The following is a 21,438-nucleotide window of genomic DNA, read 5'->3' as shown; positions in this document are numbered from 1 at the left end:
CTATTTTTCAGCAGAATCGGTTTCTTCGCCACGCTTCAGCCACGGCTGCAGCCCCTTGGCTAGGCGCTCGCGCCAGCCTTTCGCCGCATCCGCATAGCCTTTCTCCTCCGATCCGGCACCTCTGCGCGTGAGGCTGACTTTGGTTTGGCCGGAGCCGGACTCGTCGTCGTGGAAGTCGAAAACCAGCTCGGCGTCATCGTCTTCGTCGGCTTTCCACACCACGCGGGTGCCGTCGTCGGACTCCTCCACATCCGCAGATTCAAACTCAGCAAACCCGTCAAACCCGTCAAACTCACTGTCCTCGCCGTCGAACCACTCGTTCGGCTTGGTAAAGGCGCTAAACACCTCGTCGCGTGAGCCGGGTACGGAAAACGACGTGGTGAATTCGCGGATGGCACGCGCGGTGGTGCCGTCGGAAAACTCGTAGTCGCTCATCGCCTGGTCCGGGTCGTAGATGGACACGTCCACGCCCTGGTCCCTAAACTGCATCAGGCCATCCTTGATCAGGTCGCGGCCTGCTTTGTTAAAGGAGGTCACGCGGGAGACATCCAGGACGAGGCGGGGGGCTAAACGCATGCGTCGTAACGCATACAAGTTCTTTTCTGCAATAGCGAAGTTGATCATGCCTTGCAGCTCCACCACCGTCGCGCCGTCCACACTGGACACGGAACGGATGCCCGGCGCGAAGTAGAAGTTCGAAGACACCAGGTTCAGATCCAGCGCGCTGGACAGCTCCCGGAACAGCTTCACGCCGCGCACCGAATTGCCCTGCGCATCCAGCCGGGGGCTGAGCGAGGCAATGCCAAGCTGTCCCGGCATCGTGCCAATCAAACCGCCCGCAACGCCGGACTTCGCCGGGATACCCACGTTGACCATCCAGCGGCCGGAAGCGTCGTACATGCCGGCAGAGACCATCACCGCCTGCGTGACCCGGCAGGCCTCAGCGGTCAGGATCTTCTCCCCCGTCACCGGCTGGGTGCCACCGTTTGCCAAAGTGGCGGCCATCAGCGCCAGATCCTTTACCGTGACCAGCACGGAACACTGGCTGATGTAGCTGGATACGGCCTCATGCGGCTGGTCAGTGACCATGTCCGCCTCACGCAGCAGGTGCGCCAAGGCCATGTTGCGGTCCGCGGTGGACATTTCAGACTCAAAGATCTCCTGATCCACTGCCAGCTCGCGCCCCGCCAGACGGGAGAAGTAGTCACGGATCTTTTCCACTCTCTTATCCACGGCCATCTCAGGACCGCCAATCAACTGATTAACCGTAATGGCACCCGCGTTGATCAGCGGATTCGCCGGACGCCCCTTGCTGTCCAGGGACAGCTGGTTGAACGCCTCACCGCTGGGCTCCACGCCGACGTACTTGTGCACCTCTTCCGCGCCGTACATGTCCAACGCCAACGCGTAGACAAAGGGCTTGGAAATGGACTGGATGGAGAACTCATAGTCGGTGTCGCCGGCGGAGTACACGTGGCCGTCGATAGTACAAAGCGCCAACGCCAACTTGTCTGGGTCGGCGTTTTTGAGTTTCTCGATGTAATCGGCGCGCTCACCAGAATCCTGGTCGCGCACCGCATCCAACATGGTGTGAAGGTACTGCGTTACCGGCGATGTCATGTAGCCGAGTCTAGGTCCGAAGCCGTCTTCGGGTTTTTATAGAAACACACCCAGGTGATGAGCCCGAACAGCAGCGAAATTCCTGCAACCAGCCACAACACGTCCTGGTATGCGTCAACGTACGCCGCCTCGTACCCCATGGTCGGCTCCCCCAGCGCCAGCCAGCGTGCCATCAGCGCACCGGTAATGGTCACGGTGATCAGCGCGCCGAACTCGTAGGCCACCTCCTCCACGCCGGCGGCCATGCCGGAGCGGTGCGCGGGTGCGGAGCCGATAATTGCCGTGGACGCCACGCTCATCACCAAACCCAGACTGAACCCAAGCAGCGCCAGCGCGAGGATCTCCAGCGGCAGGGATCCGGTCTTCTCCCCAGCGATGAGCAGCAGCGTACCGACGCCACCGCCCACGAACCCACCCGACACCAACGGCAGAAAACCAATACGGTGCAGGTTTGCGCCGCCGAGGATGGACGCGGGCAGTGCACCAAGCGCCATCGCAATGATGACAAGGCCGGCGTGCAGCGGCGAATAGCCATTAATCAGCTGCAGCTTCTGCACCGTATGCAGCTCCGCACCGATGAAGACGAACATGCTTCCGCCCGCCGCAATCACGCCACCTAAAAAGATCGGGGAACGGAAAATATCCAGCGTGAGCAGCGGGTCTGTCAGGCGCTGCTGGCGGAAATGGAACAGCAGGCCGAACAAGAGCATCGCCACCACAGCAGCCGCCATGACCACGGTCGTGCGCTCTGGATTTGCCGCCTGCTTGATGGCCACGGTCATGCCCAACAGGGCGATGAGGGAGTAGATAGAGGACGTTGCGTCCCATTTCTTCGCCTTATTCGCCACATTCGGCGGCGCGAGTAGCGCAGTAGCCACCAGTGCGATGATGACCACCGGCACGTTGATCAGAAACAGCGAGCCCCACCAGAATTTCGCCAGCAGCAAACCGCCTATTACCGGGCCCATGGCGTTACCCACCACAGCGACCGCGCTCCACAGGCCGATCGCCGTGTTGCGTTCCTGACCGTATGGGAACGTGAGGCTGATCAAGGCCAACGTGGCTGGCATCATCGTCGCTCCACCAATGCCTAGGAACGCGCGCGCGGCAACCAGCATCTCCGGCGTCGGCGAAAACGCCGCCAGGAGCGAGGCCGCGCCGAACACAATCAGCCCCACCATAAACATCAGGCGGTGCCCCACCCGGTCCCCCAGGGTGCCCGTGCCTAACAACAGCCCGGAGAGCACCAGCGGGTAGGCATTAATAATCCACAGGGCTTGGCTTTGCGACGCCCCCAGCTGCTCCTTAATCGTCGGCAGCGCCGTGTACATGATCGAGTTGTCCAAACTGATCATGAACAGACCCAGGGAGATGATGGCAAAGAACATCCAGCGCTGGCGTTTTTCGGAGGCGTCGGAAAATGGTGAAGGCGTGTTCATAGTGGGAGTATTTTCGTCCCTGTTTCGGCGTGCCGCAAATAACAGCACCGGAGCAAACGAAAACACCCCGCGCGATTTCTCGCACGGGGTGTCTGTCTGTGCCCGGGGGGGGACTTGAACCCCCACGTTCTTGCGAACACTGGCACCTGAAGCCAGCGCGTCTGCCAATTCCGCCACCCGGGCTTGGGACCTGATAACCATAGCACCCCAAGGGCATATAACAACAAATCGCCAGTTAAACGCACATTTTTCCGGCAACTATTCAAAGTTAAATGCCGCCGTCCCATCGTGGTTTCTAGGTTCGTGTGCCATCGGCACCTATACTTACTGCGTCATAAGACACCCGTGCGCACGCGCGCACGAGCAAACGCAACGAGCAAACGCACGAGCAGCACCAGTAAAGGAGGTGAACGGGAATGTCATTTATGGACAGGTTGGCCAAGCTGGATAGTTCTATTCAGCGTGGTTTGGATAACTCCATGGCTGCGGTGTTTGGCGGCAAGGTTGTCTCCGCTGAGTTGGAGGAGCTGATCCGCCAGGAGGCGCAGGATTCGTTGGTTGTTACGGACCAGGATGAGGTTGTTGCACCGAACGTGTACGCGGTTGGTGTGTCCTCGAAGGATCTGGAGAACCTGTCTAAGCAGCGTGATTTGCCCGTTGACCTTGCTGAGCAGTTGATGCGTTTCGTGCGTAATCAGGGCTGGTTCTTGGATGGGCCAGCTGTGGTGCGTATTGCCGAGGAGTCTGGTTTACGTACGGGCCAGCTGCGGGTGTCGTCTTACATTGATTCTGTGCCCGATGTGGGGAGTGGGTTTGACGCTATTGATGCGGAGCCTTCTCCGGCGGCGGTGGCTGCGTTTGCGCGGCGTCGTGAAGCATCGGCACATGAACAGGAGGATGCTGTGTCCGAACCAAATGCTATGAAGCCTGTTTCCGGTGGTGGGCAGCCGATGGTGAGCTTGCTGCTTCAAGACGGCTCGTCGAGGACCTACCTTGTCCACGAAGGGTCCAACATTTTGGGCCGTTCCAACGATGCTGATTTCAGGCTGCCGGATACCGGTGTCTCGCGCCAGCACGCGGAGATCACGTGGGATGGGGAGATCGCGGTGTTGGTGGATTTGGAGTCCACGAACGGCACCACGGTCAATGATGAGCAGGTTGATAACTGGATGTTGGCGGACGGTGACGTGATCACGGTTGGCCATTCCAATATTGAGGTGCGCATTGTGAACCCGCAGGGCGGTAACAGCGCTGGCCAGAGTGCCGCGAACGCTAAGCCGCCGCACTTCCCGGAGGCTGTGGAGCCGCCGGCTGAGCCGGTTCCCTACCCGGGCACTGAGTTTTTCCAGCCGCCAGCCCAGCCCAATCAGCCGGGCCAGACGAATAACCAATAACCCCCTGCCGGAAGGAAGCCGATGGATGCCACTGTGATTCTGAGCGCCCGTTTTGGGCTGCTCGCCCTGTTGTGGCTGTTCATCCTGCTGGTGGTGTTTATCCAGCGTAAGGATGTTGTGCGTGCGGCAGGGATGGTGCCTAGGCAGGCGGCGCGGCAAGCGCCGGTCAAGCGTGAGAAGCCGCGGCACCTGACTGTGGTTGAGGGTCCGCTGCAGGGCTCCCATATGGATGTGTCCTCGTTGGAGGAGCTGACCATTGGCCGTGGCCCGGATAATGATTTCCAGCTGGGTGATGATTTTTCCTCGGCACGGCACGCGCGGTTGTTCCGTCGCGGCAGTGAGTGGTTTGTTGAGGATCTGGATTCGCGCAACGGCACGTTTGTGCAGGGTATGCGCATTGATCAACCGGAACGGGTGTCTGTGGGCACTGATATCAAAATGGGACGCACGATTGTGAGGCTGGTGCCGTAATGAGTTCCGCAAAGAGATCTTCGAAGAATTTGCGCCTTGATTTCGTCGCGTCGTCTGACCGCGGTCTTGTGCGTGGCAACAATGAGGATTCGGCGTATGCTGGTCCGAATTTGTTGGCGCTTGCAGATGGCATGGGTGGTCATGCCGCTGGCGAGGTTGCTTCGCAGATGATGATTGAGCATCTGGAGCACCTGGATAAGGATCCGGCGGATGCGGACATGCTTGCGCTGTTGGGTGCTGCGGCGGATGATGCCAATGCGGCGATTGCTGCTTCGGTGCGTGAGCATTCGGAGCAGGAGGGCATGGGCACGACGCTGACGGCGGTCATGTTTAACGGTGAGCAGCTTGGCCTGATCCATGTGGGTGATTCCAGGGGCTATCTGCTTCGCGACGGCACGTTGAAGCAACTCACCGTCGACGACACGTTCGTGCAGTCTTTGGTGGACGAGGGCAAGCTGGCGCCGGAGGATGTGTCCTCGCACCCGCAGAAGTCCTTGATTCTGAAGGCGTACACGGGCCGGGATGTCACACCGCACCTGGAGATGGTGGACGTGCAAGCAGGCGACCGTCTGCTGCTGTGCTCGGACGGCTTGTCGGACCCAGTCACGGCAGAGACCATCGGTGTGGCACTTGGCCAGGGCACGGTGCAAAACGCGGCGGATCGTTTGATTGAGCTGGCGCTTCGTTCCGGTGGCCCGGATAACGTCACTGTGGTGGTGGCGGAGGTTGTGGGTGGCGGCGCAGGGGCGTCGATAAGCAATGAAGCCCCTGTGAAGGCCGGTGCTTTGGCACCCAGCTTTGAGTCCACCCACCCGGATTCTTCGGCGGGGCGGGCGGCGGCGCTGTTGCGCAAGTCGGAGACGATTGAGCCGGACCACAACCGTGCGAAGCTGCAGCCTGCGGACGCCGCGGGCGATGATGCGGAGGGTCCCCAACGAAGCACATGGCCGTGGGTGATCGGTGCGCTGCTGCTGGCGCTGATTCTGGCGTTTTCGGCGACGATGTGGATGCGCAATAAGACGCCGGAGACCTACAACCTGACCACCGATGAGCAGGGCGTTTTTGTGATTGAGACCGGTCGTGGTGAGCCGGTGCAACAGGTGTGCCTGGATTCGAAGAACACGATGCGCACCCAGCCGTATGAGGAGGGTGCGAAGAGCACGTCGGACTGCCACCTGTTTTCTCAAAGCGACCTGCCGGAAAGCCAGCAGGATGCGGCGGAGCGTCTGCCCTCGGGCACCTATGACGAGGTGCTGGGAATGCTGGGCAGGCTTGCAGACGAAGCGCTGCCAGTGTGCGTGGACGGCGACAAGACTGACAAGACTGAGACTGACAAGCCGGACGCTGAGCAACCGAAGTGCCGGGAGGTGAAGTAGTGCGCGGCGTATTTGGGCGGACCAAGGAGCTGGTGCTGCTGCTGTGCTCCGCAGGGCTGTTGCTGTTAATGCTGTTTAGCCTTGAGCTGAGCCAGGGCCGCACCCTGACCGGGGAGCTGTTGTACCTGGTAGGCGGCTTCATTTTGGTCTACGGCATTGCGCACGCGGCGATTGGTTGGCTCGCGCCGTACGCGGATCAGCTGCTGCTGCCGGTGGTCAGTCTGCTCAACGCGATTGGCCTGGTCATGCTGTATCGCCTCGGCTTTACGGATGGCTCAAGTGGGTTGGCGTCACGGCAGATGATCTGGTCCCTCGTTGGCGTGGTGCTGATGGTGCTCACGCTGGCGATTGTGCGTGACCACAAAGCGCTGTCGCGCTACTCCTACCTGCTGGGCATCCTTGGCTTGATCCTGCTGGCGTTGCCGCTGGTGTGGCCGCAGCCGCCGAATGTGAATGCGCGGATTTGGATCTGGATTGGTCCGTTTTCGCTGCAGCCTGGTGAGTTTTCCAAGATCCTGCTGCTGATCTTCTTCGCGCAGCTGCTCACCCAAAAGCGTGCGCTGTTTACGGTGGCCGGCAAGCGTTTCCTGGGCTTGACCTTCCCGCGCCTGCGTGACTTGGCGCCGATCCTGGTGGTATGGGCGATTGCCATTTTGATCATGGGGATCTCCGACGACTTTGGCCCGGCCCTGTTGCTGTTTGCCACCGTGTTGGCCATGGTGTACTTCGCCACTGGGCGCACCTCCTGGCTGTTGATCGGCGTGGGCCTTGTGGCTGTTGGCGGCTACGCCGTCTACCAAGTCAGCACCAAGATCCAGCAGCGTGTGGCCAACTTCCTTGACCCGCTGGCAAACTTCGAAACCATTGGCTACCAGCCTTCCCAGGCCCTGTTCGGCTTGAGCTGGGGTGGGCTGACCGGCACGGGTCTTGGTTACGGGCACCCGGGGATGATCCCGGTTGCGGAGTCTGACTACATCCTGGCCGCGCTTGGTGAGGAGCTGGGTCTGGTTGGCCTGGGTGCAGTGCTGTGCCTGTTCGCGGTGTTTATTTCCCGCGGCTACCGCTCCGCGCTGCAGGTACGTGACACCTACGGCAAGCTGTTGGCCGCAGGCCTTGCCACCACGATTGCCATCCAGATCTTCGTGGTTGCTGGTGGCATTTCCGCCATGCTGCCCATGACTGGTCTGACCACGCCGTTCATGTCCGCCGGTGGTTCCTCCGTGATGGCCAACTACATCCTGCTCGGACTGCTGCTTCGCGTGTCCAACGCCGCGAACCGCCCGACGGAGTTTGACCAGGACGCGCTGCGGAAAACGCCGCGCAGTGTGCGCAGGCACGCAGCACAGGCTGTAGGGACGGGGGCGTAAATGAACAAGTCCATTCGCCTCGGTGCATCGTTTGCGCTGCTGCTCATTGTGGCCTTGCTGGTCAACCTCACCGTTGTACAGGGCTTTCGTGAAGACGTGTATGCGCAAGACCCCCGCAACGCCCGCACCACTGTGGAGCTGCGCCAGATTAACCGCGGTCAGATCAACGCGGGCGGGTTGGTGCTGGCGGAGTCGTTCCGTACTGAGGACGGGTTCTACCAGCGCTCCTACCCCAACATGCCGCTGTCGTTCGGCCCGGTGGTGGGTTACGTCTCTGACCAGTACGGCACAGCCCAGTTGGAGGCTGGCTTCAACGGGCAGTTGACTGGGGACACCGCCGGGGCGTCCTCCCGCTTCCTGCGCACCGGGTTGGAAGAGGACCAGGTGGGCTACAATGTGGAGCTGACCATTGACCCACAGCTGCAGGCGCAGGCCTATGAGCTGCTGGCAAACCCTGGCTACGAGGGCGCCATTGCGGCAATCCGCCCAAGCACTGGTGAGATCCTCGCGCTGGCCTCTACCCCGTCCTATGACCCGAACCTGATCGCTGACCCAGCGACGGCAGAAGGCACCTGGGCGGATGTGAACAACAACCCCGGCAAGCCGCTGTTGAATCACGCGACGCAGGACCAGCTGCCGCCGGGTTCCATCTTCAAGATCATCACCACGGCAGCGGGCCTGCGCAACGGCTACACGCCGGACTCGCTGCTGACGGGTGAGGCGCAGACCATCCTGCCGGGCACCGACATCCCGCTGAGCAACTACGGCGGCCAGGTGTGCGGCAGCGGCGGCCAAGTCACACTGTCCACCGCGTTTGCCCTGTCGTGCAACACGGCGTTTGTGCAGATGGGTCTTGAGGTTGGGGCGGACGCCATGCGTGAGGCCGCCGCCGCCTTCGGCGTGGGTGAGCGCTATGACCTTGGTATGCCCAACGCGGCCGGCAGCCTGGGCGACCTGCCCAGCGGTCCGGAGGTGGCGCAATCCGCCATCGGTCAGCGCGACGTCACCATGACCGCCCTGCAGGCCGCAGTGATGGCCGGCATTGTGGCCAATGATGGCGTGCGTATGAAGCCGTATGTGGTCTCCCGGGTGACACGCCCCAACCTGACGGAGGCGTACAAAGCGGAGCCGGAGATGCTCAATGAGGCACTGACGCCGGAGGAAGCGGCAACGCTTGCCGGGCTGATGTACGGCTCTGAGCGCTGGACCTGGGGTTATGACGGCAACAGTTTCGCCTCCAAGACCGGCACCGCGGAGCACGCCGAGGGCGCTGACCCGCACGTTTGGTATGTGGCGTTTGATGACGCGAAGGATGTGGCGGTGGCTGTCGTCGTAAAGAATGGCGGCAATTTGGGTGTTGGAGCAACCGGCGGGCAGGTGTCCTCGCCGCTGGGGCGTGCGATCCTGCGAGCGGCACCCGCGGCACCCGCTCCGGCACCGGCAGAGGAAAACACCCAGCAAGAGCAGGGAAATAGGTAGGTGAGTTGGTAAGCATGAACACGGAAAACCGCGAAGATTTACAACAACTTATCGGCGATGACTACCAGCTGCAATGGGTCATCGGCCACGGCGGCATGTCCACCGTGTGGTTGGCAGACGATGTGGTCAATGAGCGCGAGGTGGCGCTGAAAGTCCTGCGCCCGGAGTTCTCCAGCAACCAGGAGTTCCTCGCCCGCTTCCGCAACGAAGCACTGGCTGCAGAAGGCATCAACTCCCCCAACGTGGTGGCCACCTATGACTACCGCGAGGTCACCTCGCCAGCCGGTTTCAGCATGTGCTTCATTGCCATGGAGTACATCCGCGGCGAGTCCCTGGCGGACCTGATCGCCCGCGAGGGCCAGCTGGAGGAATCCGTTGCGCTGGACGTGCTGGAGCAGGCCGCCCATGGCCTAGCCATGATCCACCGCATGGGCATGGTGCATCGCGACATTAAGCCGGGCAACCTCATGATCACCCAGAACGGGCAGATCAAGATCACGGACTTTGGCATTGCCAAGGCCGCGGCAGCAGTGCCGCTGACGCGCACCGGCATGGTGGTGGGCACCGCCCAGTACGTCTCCCCTGAGCAGGCGCAAGGGCTGTCGGTCACCCCGGCGTCTGACGTGTACTCCCTGTCCGTGGTGGGCTACGAGATGCTCTCCGGTACACGTCCGTTTACCGGGGACTCCTCCGTGTCGGTGGCGCTTGCGCACGTGAGCAACGAGCCGCCGGCTTTGCCTATTTCGGTGTCTGCTCCGGCGCGTGAGCTCATTGAGATTGGCCTGCGCAAGAACCCGGAGCAGCGTTTCCGCGACGGCAACGAGATGCAGCTGGCTGTTAGCCAGGTACGAAACGGTATGCGCCCGGCCCAGCCGGGCGGGCGTACGCAGGTGATTGCGGCGGAGCCGTCGGCTACCGCGTCTACCCAGATGTTGGCCAACGTTGCTGACGCGCGCACCACCCGCCCGGCTGGGAAGTACCCGCCGTCCGCGGCGATGGCGGTGCAGGAAAAAGCCCGGCGCTCTGCCGCTGAGCAGGCGGCACGTGAGCAGGCTGCGGCCCAGGCGCGCGCCCGTGCGCAGGCGCAGCGTGCTGCGCTTTCCGCACAGTCGGCGCCGCCGGCACCGGCGCATGCTGGCGGCGGCGGCAAGAGCGGTGCTGCGGGACCGATCATTGCGGCGTTGTTGCTGCTTGCGCTAATTGGCGGCGGTGTTGCTTGGGCGTGGTCGGCGGGCATGATTGGCAGCTCCTCTCCGAAGACGAGCACGCCGATGACGCCTACAACCGCCGCCACGGCTGCCACGGAAACGGTGACGGAGACCCAGACGCAGGTGCAGCAGCCGGAGCCGGAGCAGCGCGAGGTGCCTACGCAGGACGCCCCGGGCACGATTACGTTTGAGCCGGAGACCAGCCAGCCGAGTACGACTACCCGCCAGCAGCCGACGCGGGAGCAGCCTTCGCAGCCGCGTCCTTCCCACCCGGAGCAGCCCACGCAGCCGCATCCGTCCCAGCCTGCTCAGCCTTCTCAGCCTTCGCAGCCGCAGCAGCCGGATCAGCCGCCCGCGACGTCTGCGCAGGAGGCGCCGACAACGCCGCAGGACAACGGTGAGTTAGAATCACAAGCTGACCCATCTGTCACAGGAGGTGACAACTAACACATGATGATCGCTGACCGCTATGAGCTCGGGGACATCATCGGCACGGGCGGCATGTCTGACGTCTACGCGGCTACGGACACGGTCCTTGGCCGCCAGGTCGCCGTGAAGATGTTGAAGTCTGACATGGCGCGTGATGAGAATTTCCGTGAGCGTTTCCGCCAGGAGGCGAAGAATTCTGCGCGCCTGAATCACCCGAACATTGTGGCGGTGTATGACACGGGCTCCCAGGACATCGATGGCTTGGAAGTGCCGTTCATTGTGATGGAGCGCGTTGTTGGTAGGAACTTGAGGGACATCGTGCGTGACGACGGCCCGCTTAGCCCCCACGACGCCGCCACCTTCATGCAGCCCGTAACCAAGGCGCTGCAGTCTTCGCATGATGCCGGGATTATTCACCGTGACATCAAGCCGGCGAACATCATGGTCACCAACACCGGAACGGTGAAGGTGATGGATTTTGGTATTGCACGGGCGTTGGATGACGCGACGTCTGCAATGACCCAGACCTCCGCCGTGATTGGTACGGCGCAGTACCTTTCCCCTGAACAGGCGCGCGGCAAGGCCGCGGATGCCCGCAGTGACATTTACGCCCTGGGCTGCGTGATGTATGAGGCCGTTACCGGCCAGCCGCCGTTTGAGGGCGAGTCCCCGTTTGCGGTTGCCTACCAGCACGTGCAGGAAGACCCGGTGCCGCCGAGCGAGCGTATTGCGGACACGTTGAGCCCGAATGAGGCCGTGAACATTGATTCGGTGATTCTCACGGCGATGGCGAAGCACCCGGCGGACCGCTACCAGTCTGCCGACGAAATGTGTGCGGACCTGGAGCGTTTGGAGCGCGGCTCTGTAACGGAAGCCGCACGCAACCACTTGGCTGCCGCGGAGTCGGACCTTGATGCGTCCAACGCCACCAACGCCACGGACCAGACGGTGGTTGGCGGCACTGCTGTTGCTACGGATCGTGCGCCGATGCGCAGGGAACCTGCCCGTCGTGCGGATGCGGCGCGTGCCCGTGAGGAGCACTCCCGTTATGAGGATCACCGCCGCGCCAACGAGAAGACCGGTACGTCCGCATGGATGAAGATTGTCGCCGCGTTTCTTGGCGTCGCGCTGCTGAGCACCGCCGGCTGGTTTGCGTACTCATACTTCTCTGACCAGCGCCAGGTGCAGGAGCAGATGATCATGGTGCCGGACGTGGTGGGCAAGCCGCGTGCGGAAGTGATCGGGCAGCTGGAGGCACTTGGCCTTCGCACCGTGACCTCTGAGGAGCCGAACCCAGACATCGTCCGCGGAGACGTCATTGGCACCAGCCCGGCGATTGGTTCGCAGCTGCCGCCGGGATCCCTGGTCACCGTGATCGTCTCTTCCGGCCGCGAGCTCACAGACGTGCCGGACCTGACCAACCTCACCGCCCAGGACGCGCTTGAGGCGTTGGAGCAGGCGGGCCTGGAGCTCAACGAGGACATTCGGAAGGAAACCTCCGACACTGTCCCGGAGGGCCTAGTTACGTCGCAGCACCCGGCGGCTGGTTCGCAGCTGTCGAAGGGCTCGAAGGTGATAATCACGGTCTCCGAAGGCCGGGAGAAGGTGGAGGTGCCGTCCCTGGTTGGCCTGAACGTGAACCAGGCAACGGCAACGCTTGCGCAGCTTGATCTGCGCGCCACGGTCACCCGCGTGGACTCGGATCGCCCGGACGGTGAGGTACTTGCCGTGGCCGGCGCGAACACCGAGGTAGAGACCGGCACCACGGTGGAGCTGCGCGTGTCCAACAACATGTTGATGACCATGCCGCAGATCACGCGCATGTACCCCACGGAGGCGGACCAGGCGCTGCGTGACCTCGGCTGGACTGGGCGCCTTGTCCCTGGTCCCGCGGTGCCCACGGGCGCGGCGATTGACAGCGGCCTGATCGGCCACCAGGAGGTCGCCGCCGGTGAGGTTATCCGTAAAGACCAGGCCATTGGCTACAACCTCTGGCAATTTGAGGCCTCTGCCCTCATCCCGTAAATACCCGGCCCACTGCGGCCGGTGATAGGCTAGCGCTCTAGCGTTGAAAGGACTGCACACATGCCCAAGGCAAAAGTGACAAAGGACGCCGTTCGCCCGGTATCTACCACCTCGGCCGGCACGTCGCGCACCCCGGTGAAGATCAACACCGGCGGCACCCCGACCTGGTACAAGGTCATCATGTTCGCCCTGATGCTGCTCGGTTTGGCCTGGATTGTCGCCTTCTACATCTTCGGTGATCAGGTCCAGTTCCTGGCTGAGCTCGGCCCGTGGAACTACGCCATCGGCTTCGCCGGCATGATCGTTGGTCTGCTGATGACCATGGGTTGGCGCTAACTATCCACACCTATCCACAGGCTGTGGATAACCCTGTGGACAACCCTGTGGATTTAGTACACAGGGGTGGCCATCGGCAGCGTCGGCAGCCACACTGCCAGCACCGATAGCCCCAAACACACCCAAGCTGTCACCCATCGGGCTTTCTTGCTTGTAGACGTCAACGGCCACGCCACCAACGCCCCCACCAACAACCCACCCACGTGCCCCCACACACTGACGTTGGTGGCCACAAACGTATAGCCCACGTTCACGGCCAGAAGGGTGAGGGGGGCGATGAGGTCGGCGTGGCGTCGATAAGCAAGAGCTACTAGCACCGCCATCAGCGCAAACAGGGCCCCCGAAGCACCCGCCGTGGGCACCCCAAAGGCACCCGCGAGCACCATGCTTGCCGACGCCAACGTAAACCCCCCATACGCCACCACAAACGGACCCGTCCCAATCGCGCGCTCAACCTCCGCACCAACGAGCACCAGCATGAGCATGTTGAGGAACAAGTGCGTGGCATCCAGGTGCAAAAAGCCCGACGTCAACGCGCGACTGTAGCCAAGGCCAGTGACCTCGGGGCCGTAGAGAATCATGTGCTCCGCAAGGGATGAACCCCACACCACCTGCGTCAACGAACGCGTCTGGAGTGCAGACACGCAAAAAACCGCGACACACACGGCGACAATGATGGTGGTCGCCGGTGCGCCGCGGAGAACGTTACGGAAAACGTTAATGGTTACGTCCGCTTAGTTCGCTTAGTTAACGTCCACGGACTCAATCACCACGTCCTCAACCGGGCGGTCCATGCGGCCGGTCTTAACGTTAGCAATCTTATCCACAACCTGCTTCGATGCCTCATCGGTGACCTCACCGAAGATGGTGTGGCGGTTGTTCAGCCACGGGGTGGCGTCCACCGTGATGAAGAACTGGGAACCGTTGGTGCCCGGGCCAGCGTTAGCCATGGCCAGCAGGTACGGGCGGTCGAACTGCAGCTCCGGGTGGAACTCATCAGCAAACTGGAAGCCCGGGCCGCCGGTGCCGGTGCCAGTCGGGTCGCCGCCCTGGATCATGAAACCCGGAATGATGCGGTGGAAGATCGCGCCGTTGTAGAACGGGCCCTCATCAGTGCCGGAGGCGTTCTTGGTGGCGTACTCCTGCTCGCCTGTGGCCAGGCCGGTGATGGTTGCCACGGTCTTCGGTGCGTGGTTGCCAAACAGGTCAATCACAATGTCGCCGTGGTTGGTGTGCAAAGTCATCGTCTGCGTTTTCATAGTCATGGTGACTAGGGTACGCGGTATTCAGAAACCCTGAAAAATTTTGCGATATTTTTCAGCGACCTGGGGTTTTAAAATCACATCCGTAACAAATCGATTTGTTTTCAGGGTTCGCCTTGCCGCCGCCCGAGGATTACGGTTAGCCCATGACCGAAAAAGCCCCCTCCGGAGTTATCGACTCTTTCCGCTACGCGTTTTCCTCCCCGGCGCGCCTGCGCACCGAAGTGTTTGCCGGCATGACCGTGGCGCTTGCGCTGATTCCGGAGTCCATCGCCTTTTCCATCCTCGCGGGTGTGGACCCGGCGGTGGGGCTGTTCGCCACCGTCATCATGGCAATCACGATTTCGTTCACCGGCGGGCGCCCTGCGATGATCACCGCCGCCACCGGCGCCATCGCCCTGGTAATCGCACCGGTGATGCGCGATCACGGCTTTGATTACTTCATTGCCACGGTGATCCTCGGCGGCATCTTCCAAATCCTGTTGGCTGTCCTTGGCATTGCGCGCCTTATGCGGTTTATCCCTCGCTCCGTCATGGTCGGCTTTGTCAACGCCCTGGGCATCCTCGTGTTTTCCGCGCAGTTGCCGCACCTGTTCAACGTACCGTGGTTGGTCTACCCGCTGGTGGCCATCGGCCTGGTCATTGTGGTCGGCCTGCCACGCCTGACCACGGTTGTCCCCGCCCCACTGGTAGCCATCGTCGTGCTCACCGCGATGGTGCTGGCGTTCGGCTGGTCCGTGCCCAACGTGGGTGACATGGGTCAGCTCCCAAGCTCGCTACCAGGGCTTTTGCTTCCCGACGTCCCGTTAACCCTCGAAACGTTTTCCATCATCGCACCGTATGCCTTGGGCATGGCAGTAGTCGGCATCATGGAATCCTTGATGACCGCCAAGCTTGTAGATGACATCACCGACACCCACTCCGACAAAACCCGCGAATCCTGGGGCCAAGGCGTAGCCAACATTGTTACCGGTTTCTTCGGCGGCATGGGCGGCTGCGGCATGATCGGCCAAACCATGATCAACGTGCGCGAATCCGGCGCACGCACCCGCCTGTCCACGCTGATTTCCGGCGTGTTCCTCTTGGTGCTCATGCTCACGTTGAACAACCTCGTGGGCCAAATCCCCATGGCTGCTTTGGTTGCCGTGATGATCGTGGTCTCCCTTGGCACCATTGACTGGCACTCCCTCCACCCACGCACGCTGAAGTTCATGCCGCTGTCTGAAACGACCGCGATGTTGGTCACTGTCGTCGGCACGCTGGGCACCGGCAACCTGGCCGTCGGCGTGGTGCTGGGTGTGCTGACGGCGATGGTGACCTTCACCCGCCGCGTCGCCCACCTGGTGCGCCTAGAGATGGTCGAAGAGCTAGACACGACTGGCGACGGCCACCCCAACATCCGCACCTACAAAGTCCACGGCCAGCTCTTCTGGGCGTCCAGCAACGACCTTGTGTACCAGTTCGACTACAACGATGAGGCCGAACACATCATCATTGACCTCTCCGCGGCCGAGATTTGGGACGCCTCCACCGTAGCCACCCTCGACTCCATCACCCACAAGTTCCAGCAGCGCGGCAAAACCGTGGAGATCATCGGCCTAGACGGCCCGAGCAAGTGGCGCCTCGACCACCTCTCCGGCCAACTCGGCGATAGTTAGCGAGAGTGAAGCTCTCGGCGGGCCTGTGTTGGCCCGGTTGGCCTCCCCCAGCATTTAGCCGCCGGCCGATGCAACAATCCGGGGAGCTAGTGTCGCCACCTGGGCGTTTCGGGGACAGAATGCAGCAATTTGGAAATCACTGCAGCGGGTCGGGCGGTCAGGGCTGTAAGCGACCCGGGGGTCGTTTACAAAACCCTAGGTCGCGTTCGTCACATCCGTAACAAACGGCCTTGGTTGCAATGAGGCTGGTGTGGCGCGTGGGATTAGCTACGGGCTAGGGCAACAGGGCTAGGGCACAGGGCAAGAGCTCAAGAAAACCCCGTGAACTGGACAAATAACACCAGGTCACGGGGTTAACGGGCAAGGGCCGAGCGCCGAAGGCCACCAGCCAACGGCCAGGCAACAACGCCCCAGCGGACTAGAGGCCGGCGACGACCTCGTCGCGGGCAGCGACCAAGTTGCGCAGGGACGGGTCGACTTCCTTGTAGCCGCGGGTCTTCAGGCCGCAGTCCGGGTTGACCCACAGGCGCTCGGTCGGGACGTTCTCCAACGCAGCGCGCAGGAGGTCCGCAACTTCGTCCTTGGACGGCACGCGCGGGGAGTGGATGTCCCACACGCCGGGGCCGATTTCGGAGTGGAAGGTCTCGTCCAGGTCCTCGAGCAGTTCCATGCGGGAGCGGGCGGCTTCGATGGAGGTGACGTCCGCGTCAAGCGCGGCGACGGCCTCGATGATCTGGCCGAACTCGGAGTAGCACAGGTGGGTGTGGATCTGGGTTGCCGGCTTGGCGTCCAGGGCTACTAGGCGGAAGGAGCGGACGGCCCAGTCGAGGTAGGAGGCGCGGTCGTCGGCACGCAGCGGCAAAAGCTCGCGCAGTGCGGGCTCGTCGATCTGGATGACGTTGATGCCGGCGTCTTCAAGGTCGCGAACCTCGTCTGCAAGGGCAACGCCGAGCTGGTCGGCGGAGACAGACAAAGGCACATCGTCGCGCTTGAAGCTCCAGGCCAGGATCGTGACCGGGCCGGTGAGCATGCCCTTGACCGGCTTGTCGGAAAGGGACTGGGCGTAGGAGGCCCACTCCACCGTCATCGCGTTCGGGCGGGAGATGTCGCCGACCACGATTGGCGGGCGGGTGCAGCGGGAACCGTAGGACTGGACCCAGCCGTTTTCGGTGACCACGAAGCCGTCCAGAAGCTCGGCGAAGTACTGGACCATGTCGTTGCGCTCGGCCTCACCGTGGACGAGTACGTCGATGCCGATCTCTTCCTGCAGCTCGATGACCTGCTTGATTTCGGCTTTCAGGGCGTCCTTGTACTGCTCATCGGTGAGCGTACCGGCCTTGTGGTCGGCGCGTGCCTTGCGGATTTCTGGGGTCTGCGGGAAGGAACCGATCGTGGTGATCGGCAGCTTCGGCAGGCCAAGCTCCTCGTGCTGGACCTTGATGCGCTCCTCAAACACCGGCTGGCGCTGCACGGAACCTTCCGGCAGGGCGGCGACGCGCTCCTGAACGGCGGCGTTGTGGGTGCGCTCGGATTCGGCGCGGGTGCGCACTGCGCGGTCGGAGCGGCTGAAGGCTTCAGCGGCGGCCTCTTCACCTGCAACGAGCGCCTTGATCTCGGCGATCTTCTCGTCTGCAAACGAGAGCCAGTTGGCCACGTCCACCGGCAGGTTCTTCTCTGCCTTGAGCGTGTGCGGCACGTGCTGCAGCGAGGTCGAGGTGGTCACGTGGAGGTTGTCGGCCACGCCCAACTCCTCCAGCAGCGCAACCTTCTTGCGCAGGTCGGCGGCCCAGACGTTGCGGCCGTCGATAACACCAGCAACCAGGGTGGTACCAGCGCCAACAGCCTCGCGGACGTGCTTTGCGTAATCCGGGTCCACGTCCAGGGTCCACGGCGCGAGATCCACCTGGAGCGCCTCAACGCCAAGGGAGCCGAGTACCGGCAGCGCCTCGCGGGCAGCGCCGTACGGGGTGGTCAGGTAGACGTTCGGGCGAGCATCGGCAGCCAGCAGCTTAGTCCAGGCCTCGCGCAGGTAGCCGGCGATCTCAGCGTCCGGGGTGGACAGGTCTGCCACCACGGCGGGCTCTGCCACCTGGACCCACTCCACGCCGGCGTCCTTCAGGGCGCTGAAAACCTCAGCGTAGGCGTTCACAAGAGCCGGCAACAGCGACCACTCGGCCGGCTTGGACAGGGCGATCAGCGTGACCGGGCCAACCAGGTACGGGCGCACGGTGTGGCCAGCCTCGCGGGCCTCCTCCACAAGCCGAAGCACGCGCTCCGGCACGGCCTTAATCTCCTGGCCTGCGGAAATCTCCGGCACCAGGTAGTGGTAGTTGGTGTCGAACCACTTGGTCATCTCCAGCGGCACGCGCTCATCGTTGCCGCGGGCCAGGGCGAATTCCTCGTCCAGGTCGGTGCCGCCCGGCACCAGGCCTACGGTGAGTGCGGTTTCAAGCACCTGGTCGTAGTACGCCACATCCGCCGGGATTGCGTAATCCTCGTCCAGGCCAAGGTCGCGCAGGTGGTTGTAGGTGTCAATGCGCAGGGCGCGGGTGGTGGAGCGGAACGTATCAGCGTCGATACGCCCGGCCCAGTAGCTTTCTAGCGCGCGCTTGAGCTCGCGGTTCGCGCCGATACGCGGGTAGCCTTCGATGGTTGCCTTGGGAAACGTCATGTTAATCCTTGTGTTCGATGCCAATGCGCTGCAAAAGGTCGCGCGTTACGGCGAGATTGTTGTGTGTATAAATGTGCAGGCCGCCCGTGCCCGCGTTCAGAATCGTGCGCGCCAGGTCCGCCGAAAGCTCCATGCCCAGCTCATACTCCTCCTCGCCGGTTGCGGCGGAGCTCAGTTGCTTTTCGACGCCACGCGGAACCTCCAACCCACTCAACTCACCCATCCTCTTCGCCCTGGCGAGCGAAGTGATCGGCATGATGCCGGGGATCAGGGGAATCCGCACGCCTGCCATGCGCGCTACCTCAACGAACTCGAGGTAGTCGGCGGCGTCGAAGAACAGCTGCGTGATGGCGAAGTCTGCCCCGAGGCGCTGCTTTGCCAACAGCACGTCTAAGTCATGGTCGAAGTTCTTGCTCTCCGCGTGCCCGCTTGGGTAGCAGGCCACAGACAGCGCCAACTTGCCTGCTGCCAGGCGAAACGCCTCTTCCTCCTGGACCTCATTGATCAGGTTCAACAAGTCGGTGGCATACGGCAGGTAGCCTTCCGGCAGCGCCTTTTGGCCTGGCTGCAGGTCTCCTCGCAGGGCGAGGAAGCCGCGCACGCCGGCGTCGATAAGCTGGCGGATCCAGCCCTCAAGCTCAACCTTGGTGCCGGCAGTGCAGGCGAGGTGAGCGATCGGGCGCAGATCGGTGGTGCTGGCGATGCGCGCGATCAGCGCGGAGGTTCCCTCCAGCCAATCGCTGCGCATGGAGCTGGTGACGGAGACGTAATCCGGGTGGTACGCGGCAAGGCCACCGATCAGCTCGTCGAGCTTCTCGGTGTCGGCGGTGTTGCGCGGCGGGATCAGCTCAAAGCTGAGCGCCGTGCGGCTGCGCCGCGACACACCCTGGTCTGCACCGGGGCCTGTCTCGAGGCCTGTGCCAAGTGCTTCTTCTGCGGTGTCCAGTGGCGCTGAGGCGGACAGCCGCGTCGAAGCAATAGTTCCACGCATGGAAAACATCTGCCTTTCGGATCTCAATTGGGGCGGCTGGCCGGGTAGGGCACTTGCGCTCTGCACCGTTTTTCAACGGTGGTTTGAAAAGTTATTCCGCGTTCATAACCTGCACAATGTACCTCTTGGTCTACTTTGTGTCCGTGCAGGCTATCGGGGGTTTCTCGGGTGAATAATATTCGACAAAATGAACCGCTTGGTCCATTTCATGCGTGTGCAAATTAGCTACGCTTGTTGTGTCACAGAAATTTGCAATGAGAAGGAGCACCCCCATGAACAGCACACTGCTGAGGCTTGCCGTGCGCGGCGCAACGGACGCCTACAACTACCTGCGCAACAGCGCGGACAAACGGGAGCGCGAAGTGTATGACGCGCTGTTGGAGGCCGTGAAGAACGGCCGGATTGGCGAGGTCGCGGAAAAGGCCAACATCGATCAGCTAGAAGAGCTGTTTACTAACGCGCGCGCTGAGGCTGGCGACGTCACCCGGGACATTCACGACCGCCTCGACCGTCGCCGCGCCGCCTTCGCCGCGGCTGCCCCGGACCGCAAGGCGCGGCGCGAGGCGCTCAACAACATCAAGAGCGCGGCTGCCGAGAAGGTTGGCAAAAAGCCTGCAAAGAAGAAAGGCAAGGCCGGCAAGGTTGTCGGCGGCCTGCTGGGTGCCGCGGGGCTTGCCGCCGCGGGCTGGGCGCTGTGGGAGTTCGTCCTGGCAGAAAAGCTGGACAGGCAGGCTGCCGGCAAGCACGCTTACACCCCGGAGCCCACGCGCACGGAAACCGGCACCGCTGGCACCGCCACGCTGGTGTACTCCACCCGCACGGAAGATGACTACGAAAAGGATGACTACGGCAAGCACGCTGCCGGCCCGCTTGGTGAGGAGCCGGCAGTCCGCGACGAGGAGCTGCTCTCCTCTATTGATGAGCAGCTGACCACCCTCGACGCGCTTGATGATGATCAGCGTGAAGCCACCGCCCCACGCCACCAGCTGCGCGAAGAGGACTAATCCGCGACTAGTTCGCAGCGCCCTGCGCTGCACCTGCTGCCCGCCACGCGGTCAGCAGGTGGCGCACGAGGCGCTGGCGTACGTCAGGAAACAGCGCCGTGAACTGCTCATCCATCGGACGGGTAACCACGATCAGTTCGGTGGCGAACTCAATGGGCGTCAGGTCCGGGTCAATCAGCTTGTGTGCGGCGGCTTTGTGCAGCAGCTCGCCTAGGCGCTGGAAGAACTCCTCGTACTCCGATTCCATCTCGCAGTCATCGGTGCTTGGCAGGTCAGCCACCAACGCGCCCACCAGCATGCCTACGCCGTAATCCATCAGCGTGAGTACGAAAGTGTCCCACTTCTCTTCTGGGTTGGAGTCAAACTCCTGCACCGTTTTCTGCAGGTATTCCTCTAGAAGCTCGATGAAGCCTATTGCGCAGGCTTCACGCAGTGCCGCGCGCGAAGGAAAGTGACGGTACAGTGTGGCAATACCCACACCGGCATCAGCAGCGATACTCTCCAACGTCACTTGAGAAGCCGGCTTTGTGCGGTAGTGCTCCATGGCCGTGGTGATGATTTGTGCGCGTTTCAAACGGGCGTCGGCACGCAAGGGCTCCCCCTTCTTGACAGCTTTAGTTTTCGCGAGCATGATATCACCATCTATAAGTGATAGTAAACCCTCCGCTTGGAGAATCATGAAAACAGTACTCACAGCACACGATTTAG

Annotated in this window: 17 protein-coding genes and 1 tRNA gene; 10 read left to right on the top strand and 8 right to left on the bottom strand. The window is 62.3% G+C overall.

Features of this window, described 5'->3' with window-relative positions:
* From I6I71_RS03245 to I6I71_RS03235, 3 genes are all read right to left on the bottom strand, one after another.
* A complete protein-coding gene (locus I6I71_RS03245; RefSeq protein WP_201822192.1) occupies positions 1-1,620 on the bottom strand; it encodes a glutaminase in 1,620 nt (539 codons plus the stop codon).
* Positions 1,617-3,059 carry an MFS transporter gene (locus tag I6I71_RS03240; protein WP_201822190.1) on the bottom strand — a complete coding sequence of 481 codons (1,443 nt, stop codon included), beginning with the start codon at positions 3,057-3,059 and terminating at the stop codon, positions 1,617-1,619. Before I6I71_RS03240 ends, I6I71_RS03245 begins: the two co-directional genes overlap by 4 nt.
* A 99-nt stretch (positions 3,060-3,158) precedes the next feature.
* Positions 3,159-3,242: transfer RNA gene (locus I6I71_RS03235), tRNA-Leu, on the bottom strand.
* A 233-nt stretch (positions 3,243-3,475) separates the two neighbouring features.
* Here I6I71_RS03235 and I6I71_RS03230 point away from each other — a divergent pair.
* Genes I6I71_RS03230 through crgA form a run of 8 tightly spaced genes read left to right on the top strand, consistent with a single transcriptional unit; the run spans position 3,476 to position 13,144 of the window.
* Complete coding sequence (locus tag I6I71_RS03230) at positions 3,476-4,453, top strand: DUF3662 and FHA domain-containing protein (RefSeq protein WP_052205651.1); 978 nt, start codon at positions 3,476-3,478, stop codon at positions 4,451-4,453.
* A 21-nt stretch (positions 4,454-4,474) separates the two neighbouring features.
* Positions 4,475-4,924 (top strand): FHA domain-containing protein FhaB/FipA, encoded by a 450-nt coding sequence (locus tag I6I71_RS03225; RefSeq protein ID WP_052205652.1) that lies wholly within the window; start codon positions 4,475-4,477, stop codon positions 4,922-4,924.
* On the top strand, positions 4,924-6,300 hold the full coding sequence (locus I6I71_RS03220; RefSeq protein WP_201822189.1) for a PP2C family protein-serine/threonine phosphatase: 1,377 nt from the start codon (positions 4,924-4,926) through the stop codon (positions 6,298-6,300). The genes I6I71_RS03225 and I6I71_RS03220 overlap by 1 nt, the downstream gene beginning before the upstream one ends.
* Positions 6,300-7,667 carry an FtsW/RodA/SpoVE family cell cycle protein gene (locus tag I6I71_RS03215; RefSeq protein ID WP_236587377.1) on the top strand — a complete coding sequence of 456 codons (1,368 nt, stop codon included), beginning with the start codon at positions 6,300-6,302 and terminating at the stop codon, positions 7,665-7,667. The genes I6I71_RS03220 and I6I71_RS03215 overlap by 1 nt, the downstream gene beginning before the upstream one ends.
* Positions 7,668-9,146, top strand: a complete 1,479-nt coding sequence (locus I6I71_RS03210) for a penicillin-binding transpeptidase domain-containing protein (protein ID WP_201822188.1) — start codon at positions 7,668-7,670, stop codon at positions 9,144-9,146.
* 14 nt (positions 9,147-9,160) lie between these two features.
* Entirely contained in the window at positions 9,161-10,801 is a 1,641-nt protein-coding gene (locus tag I6I71_RS03205) for a serine/threonine-protein kinase (RefSeq protein WP_201822186.1), read from the top strand.
* Between the two features lie 6 nt (positions 10,802-10,807).
* Entirely contained in the window at positions 10,808-12,808 is a 2,001-nt protein-coding gene (gene pknB, locus I6I71_RS03200) for a Stk1 family PASTA domain-containing Ser/Thr kinase (protein ID WP_201823280.1), read from the top strand.
* A 60-nt stretch (positions 12,809-12,868) separates the two neighbouring features.
* The gene (gene crgA, locus I6I71_RS03195) at positions 12,869-13,144 is read left to right on the top strand and encodes a cell division protein CrgA (protein ID WP_052205656.1); all 276 of its coding nucleotides are present in this window, start codon (positions 12,869-12,871) and stop codon (positions 13,142-13,144) included.
* Positions 13,145-13,197: 53 nt separating this feature from the next.
* On the opposite strand, the gene I6I71_RS03190 is transcribed toward crgA, so the two are convergent.
* Complete coding sequence (locus I6I71_RS03190) at positions 13,198-13,788, bottom strand: rhomboid family intramembrane serine protease (RefSeq protein WP_236587376.1); 591 nt, start codon at positions 13,786-13,788, stop codon at positions 13,198-13,200.
* Positions 13,789-13,887: 99 nt separating this feature from the next.
* Positions 13,888-14,409 carry a peptidylprolyl isomerase gene (locus I6I71_RS03185; RefSeq protein ID WP_052205658.1) on the bottom strand — a complete coding sequence of 174 codons (522 nt, stop codon included), beginning with the start codon at positions 14,407-14,409 and terminating at the stop codon, positions 13,888-13,890.
* 143 nt (positions 14,410-14,552) lie between these two features.
* Between I6I71_RS03185 and I6I71_RS03180 the strand changes: the two genes are divergently transcribed.
* Positions 14,553-16,064: a SulP family inorganic anion transporter gene (locus I6I71_RS03180; protein ID WP_201822184.1), complete on the top strand. Its 1,512-nt coding sequence runs from the start codon at positions 14,553-14,555 to the stop codon at positions 16,062-16,064.
* Positions 16,065-16,482: 418 nt separating this feature from the next.
* Here I6I71_RS03180 and metE read toward each other — a convergent pair whose 3' ends face one another.
* Complete coding sequence (gene metE, locus I6I71_RS03175) at positions 16,483-18,735, bottom strand: 5-methyltetrahydropteroyltriglutamate--homocysteine S-methyltransferase (RefSeq protein ID WP_101734614.1); 2,253 nt, start codon at positions 18,733-18,735, stop codon at positions 16,483-16,485.
* Position 18,736: 1 nt separating this feature from the next.
* Positions 18,737-19,726, bottom strand: a complete 990-nt coding sequence (locus I6I71_RS03170; protein WP_070494683.1) for a methylenetetrahydrofolate reductase — start codon at positions 19,724-19,726, stop codon at positions 18,737-18,739.
* Positions 19,727-19,998: 272 nt separating this feature from the next.
* On the opposite strand from I6I71_RS03170, the gene I6I71_RS03165 reads away from it, so the two are divergent.
* The gene (locus tag I6I71_RS03165) at positions 19,999-20,730 is read left to right on the top strand and encodes a hypothetical protein (protein WP_201822182.1); all 732 of its coding nucleotides are present in this window, start codon (positions 19,999-20,001) and stop codon (positions 20,728-20,730) included.
* 7 nt (positions 20,731-20,737) lie between these two features.
* On the opposite strand, the gene I6I71_RS03160 is transcribed toward I6I71_RS03165, so the two are convergent.
* The gene (locus I6I71_RS03160) at positions 20,738-21,361 is read right to left on the bottom strand and encodes a TetR/AcrR family transcriptional regulator (RefSeq protein ID WP_236587375.1); all 624 of its coding nucleotides are present in this window, start codon (positions 21,359-21,361) and stop codon (positions 20,738-20,740) included.
* Positions 21,362-21,438: the final 77 nt, after the last annotated feature.

It is taken from the genome of Corynebacterium riegelii (assembly GCF_016728505.1).
Classification (GTDB): Bacteria; Actinomycetota; Actinomycetes; order Mycobacteriales; family Mycobacteriaceae; genus Corynebacterium; species Corynebacterium riegelii.
This window is presented reverse-complemented; position numbering and strand designations above follow the sequence as displayed.

Coding starts and splice junctions, on each gene's coding strand:
- I6I71_RS03245 (WP_201822192.1), bottom strand. CDS start 1,620: ATGACATCGCCGGTAACGCAGTACCTTCACACCATGTTGGATGCGGTG.
- I6I71_RS03240 (WP_201822190.1), bottom strand. CDS start 3,059: ATGAACACGCCTTCACCATTTTCCGACGCCTCCGAAAAACGCCAGCGC.
- I6I71_RS03230 (WP_052205651.1), top strand. CDS start 3,476: ATGTCATTTATGGACAGGTTGGCCAAGCTGGATAGTTCTATTCAGCGT.
- I6I71_RS03225 (WP_052205652.1), top strand. CDS start 4,475: ATGGATGCCACTGTGATTCTGAGCGCCCGTTTTGGGCTGCTCGCCCTG.
- I6I71_RS03220 (WP_201822189.1), top strand. CDS start 4,924: ATGAGTTCCGCAAAGAGATCTTCGAAGAATTTGCGCCTTGATTTCGTC.
- I6I71_RS03210 (WP_201822188.1), top strand. CDS start 7,668: ATGAACAAGTCCATTCGCCTCGGTGCATCGTTTGCGCTGCTGCTCATT.
- I6I71_RS03205 (WP_201822186.1), top strand. CDS start 9,161: ATGAACACGGAAAACCGCGAAGATTTACAACAACTTATCGGCGATGAC.
- pknB (WP_201823280.1), top strand. CDS start 10,808: ATGATCGCTGACCGCTATGAGCTCGGGGACATCATCGGCACGGGCGGC.
- crgA (WP_052205656.1), top strand. CDS start 12,869: ATGCCCAAGGCAAAAGTGACAAAGGACGCCGTTCGCCCGGTATCTACC.
- I6I71_RS03185 (WP_052205658.1), bottom strand. CDS start 14,409: ATGACTATGAAAACGCAGACGATGACTTTGCACACCAACCACGGCGAC.
- I6I71_RS03180 (WP_201822184.1), top strand. CDS start 14,553: ATGACCGAAAAAGCCCCCTCCGGAGTTATCGACTCTTTCCGCTACGCG.
- metE (WP_101734614.1), bottom strand. CDS start 18,735: ATGACGTTTCCCAAGGCAACCATCGAAGGCTACCCGCGTATCGGCGCG.
- I6I71_RS03170 (WP_070494683.1), bottom strand. CDS start 19,726: ATGCGTGGAACTATTGCTTCGACGCGGCTGTCCGCCTCAGCGCCACTG.
- I6I71_RS03165 (WP_201822182.1), top strand. CDS start 19,999: ATGAACAGCACACTGCTGAGGCTTGCCGTGCGCGGCGCAACGGACGCC.
- I6I71_RS03160 (WP_236587375.1), bottom strand. CDS start 21,361: ATGCTCGCGAAAACTAAAGCTGTCAAGAAGGGGGAGCCCTTGCGTGCC.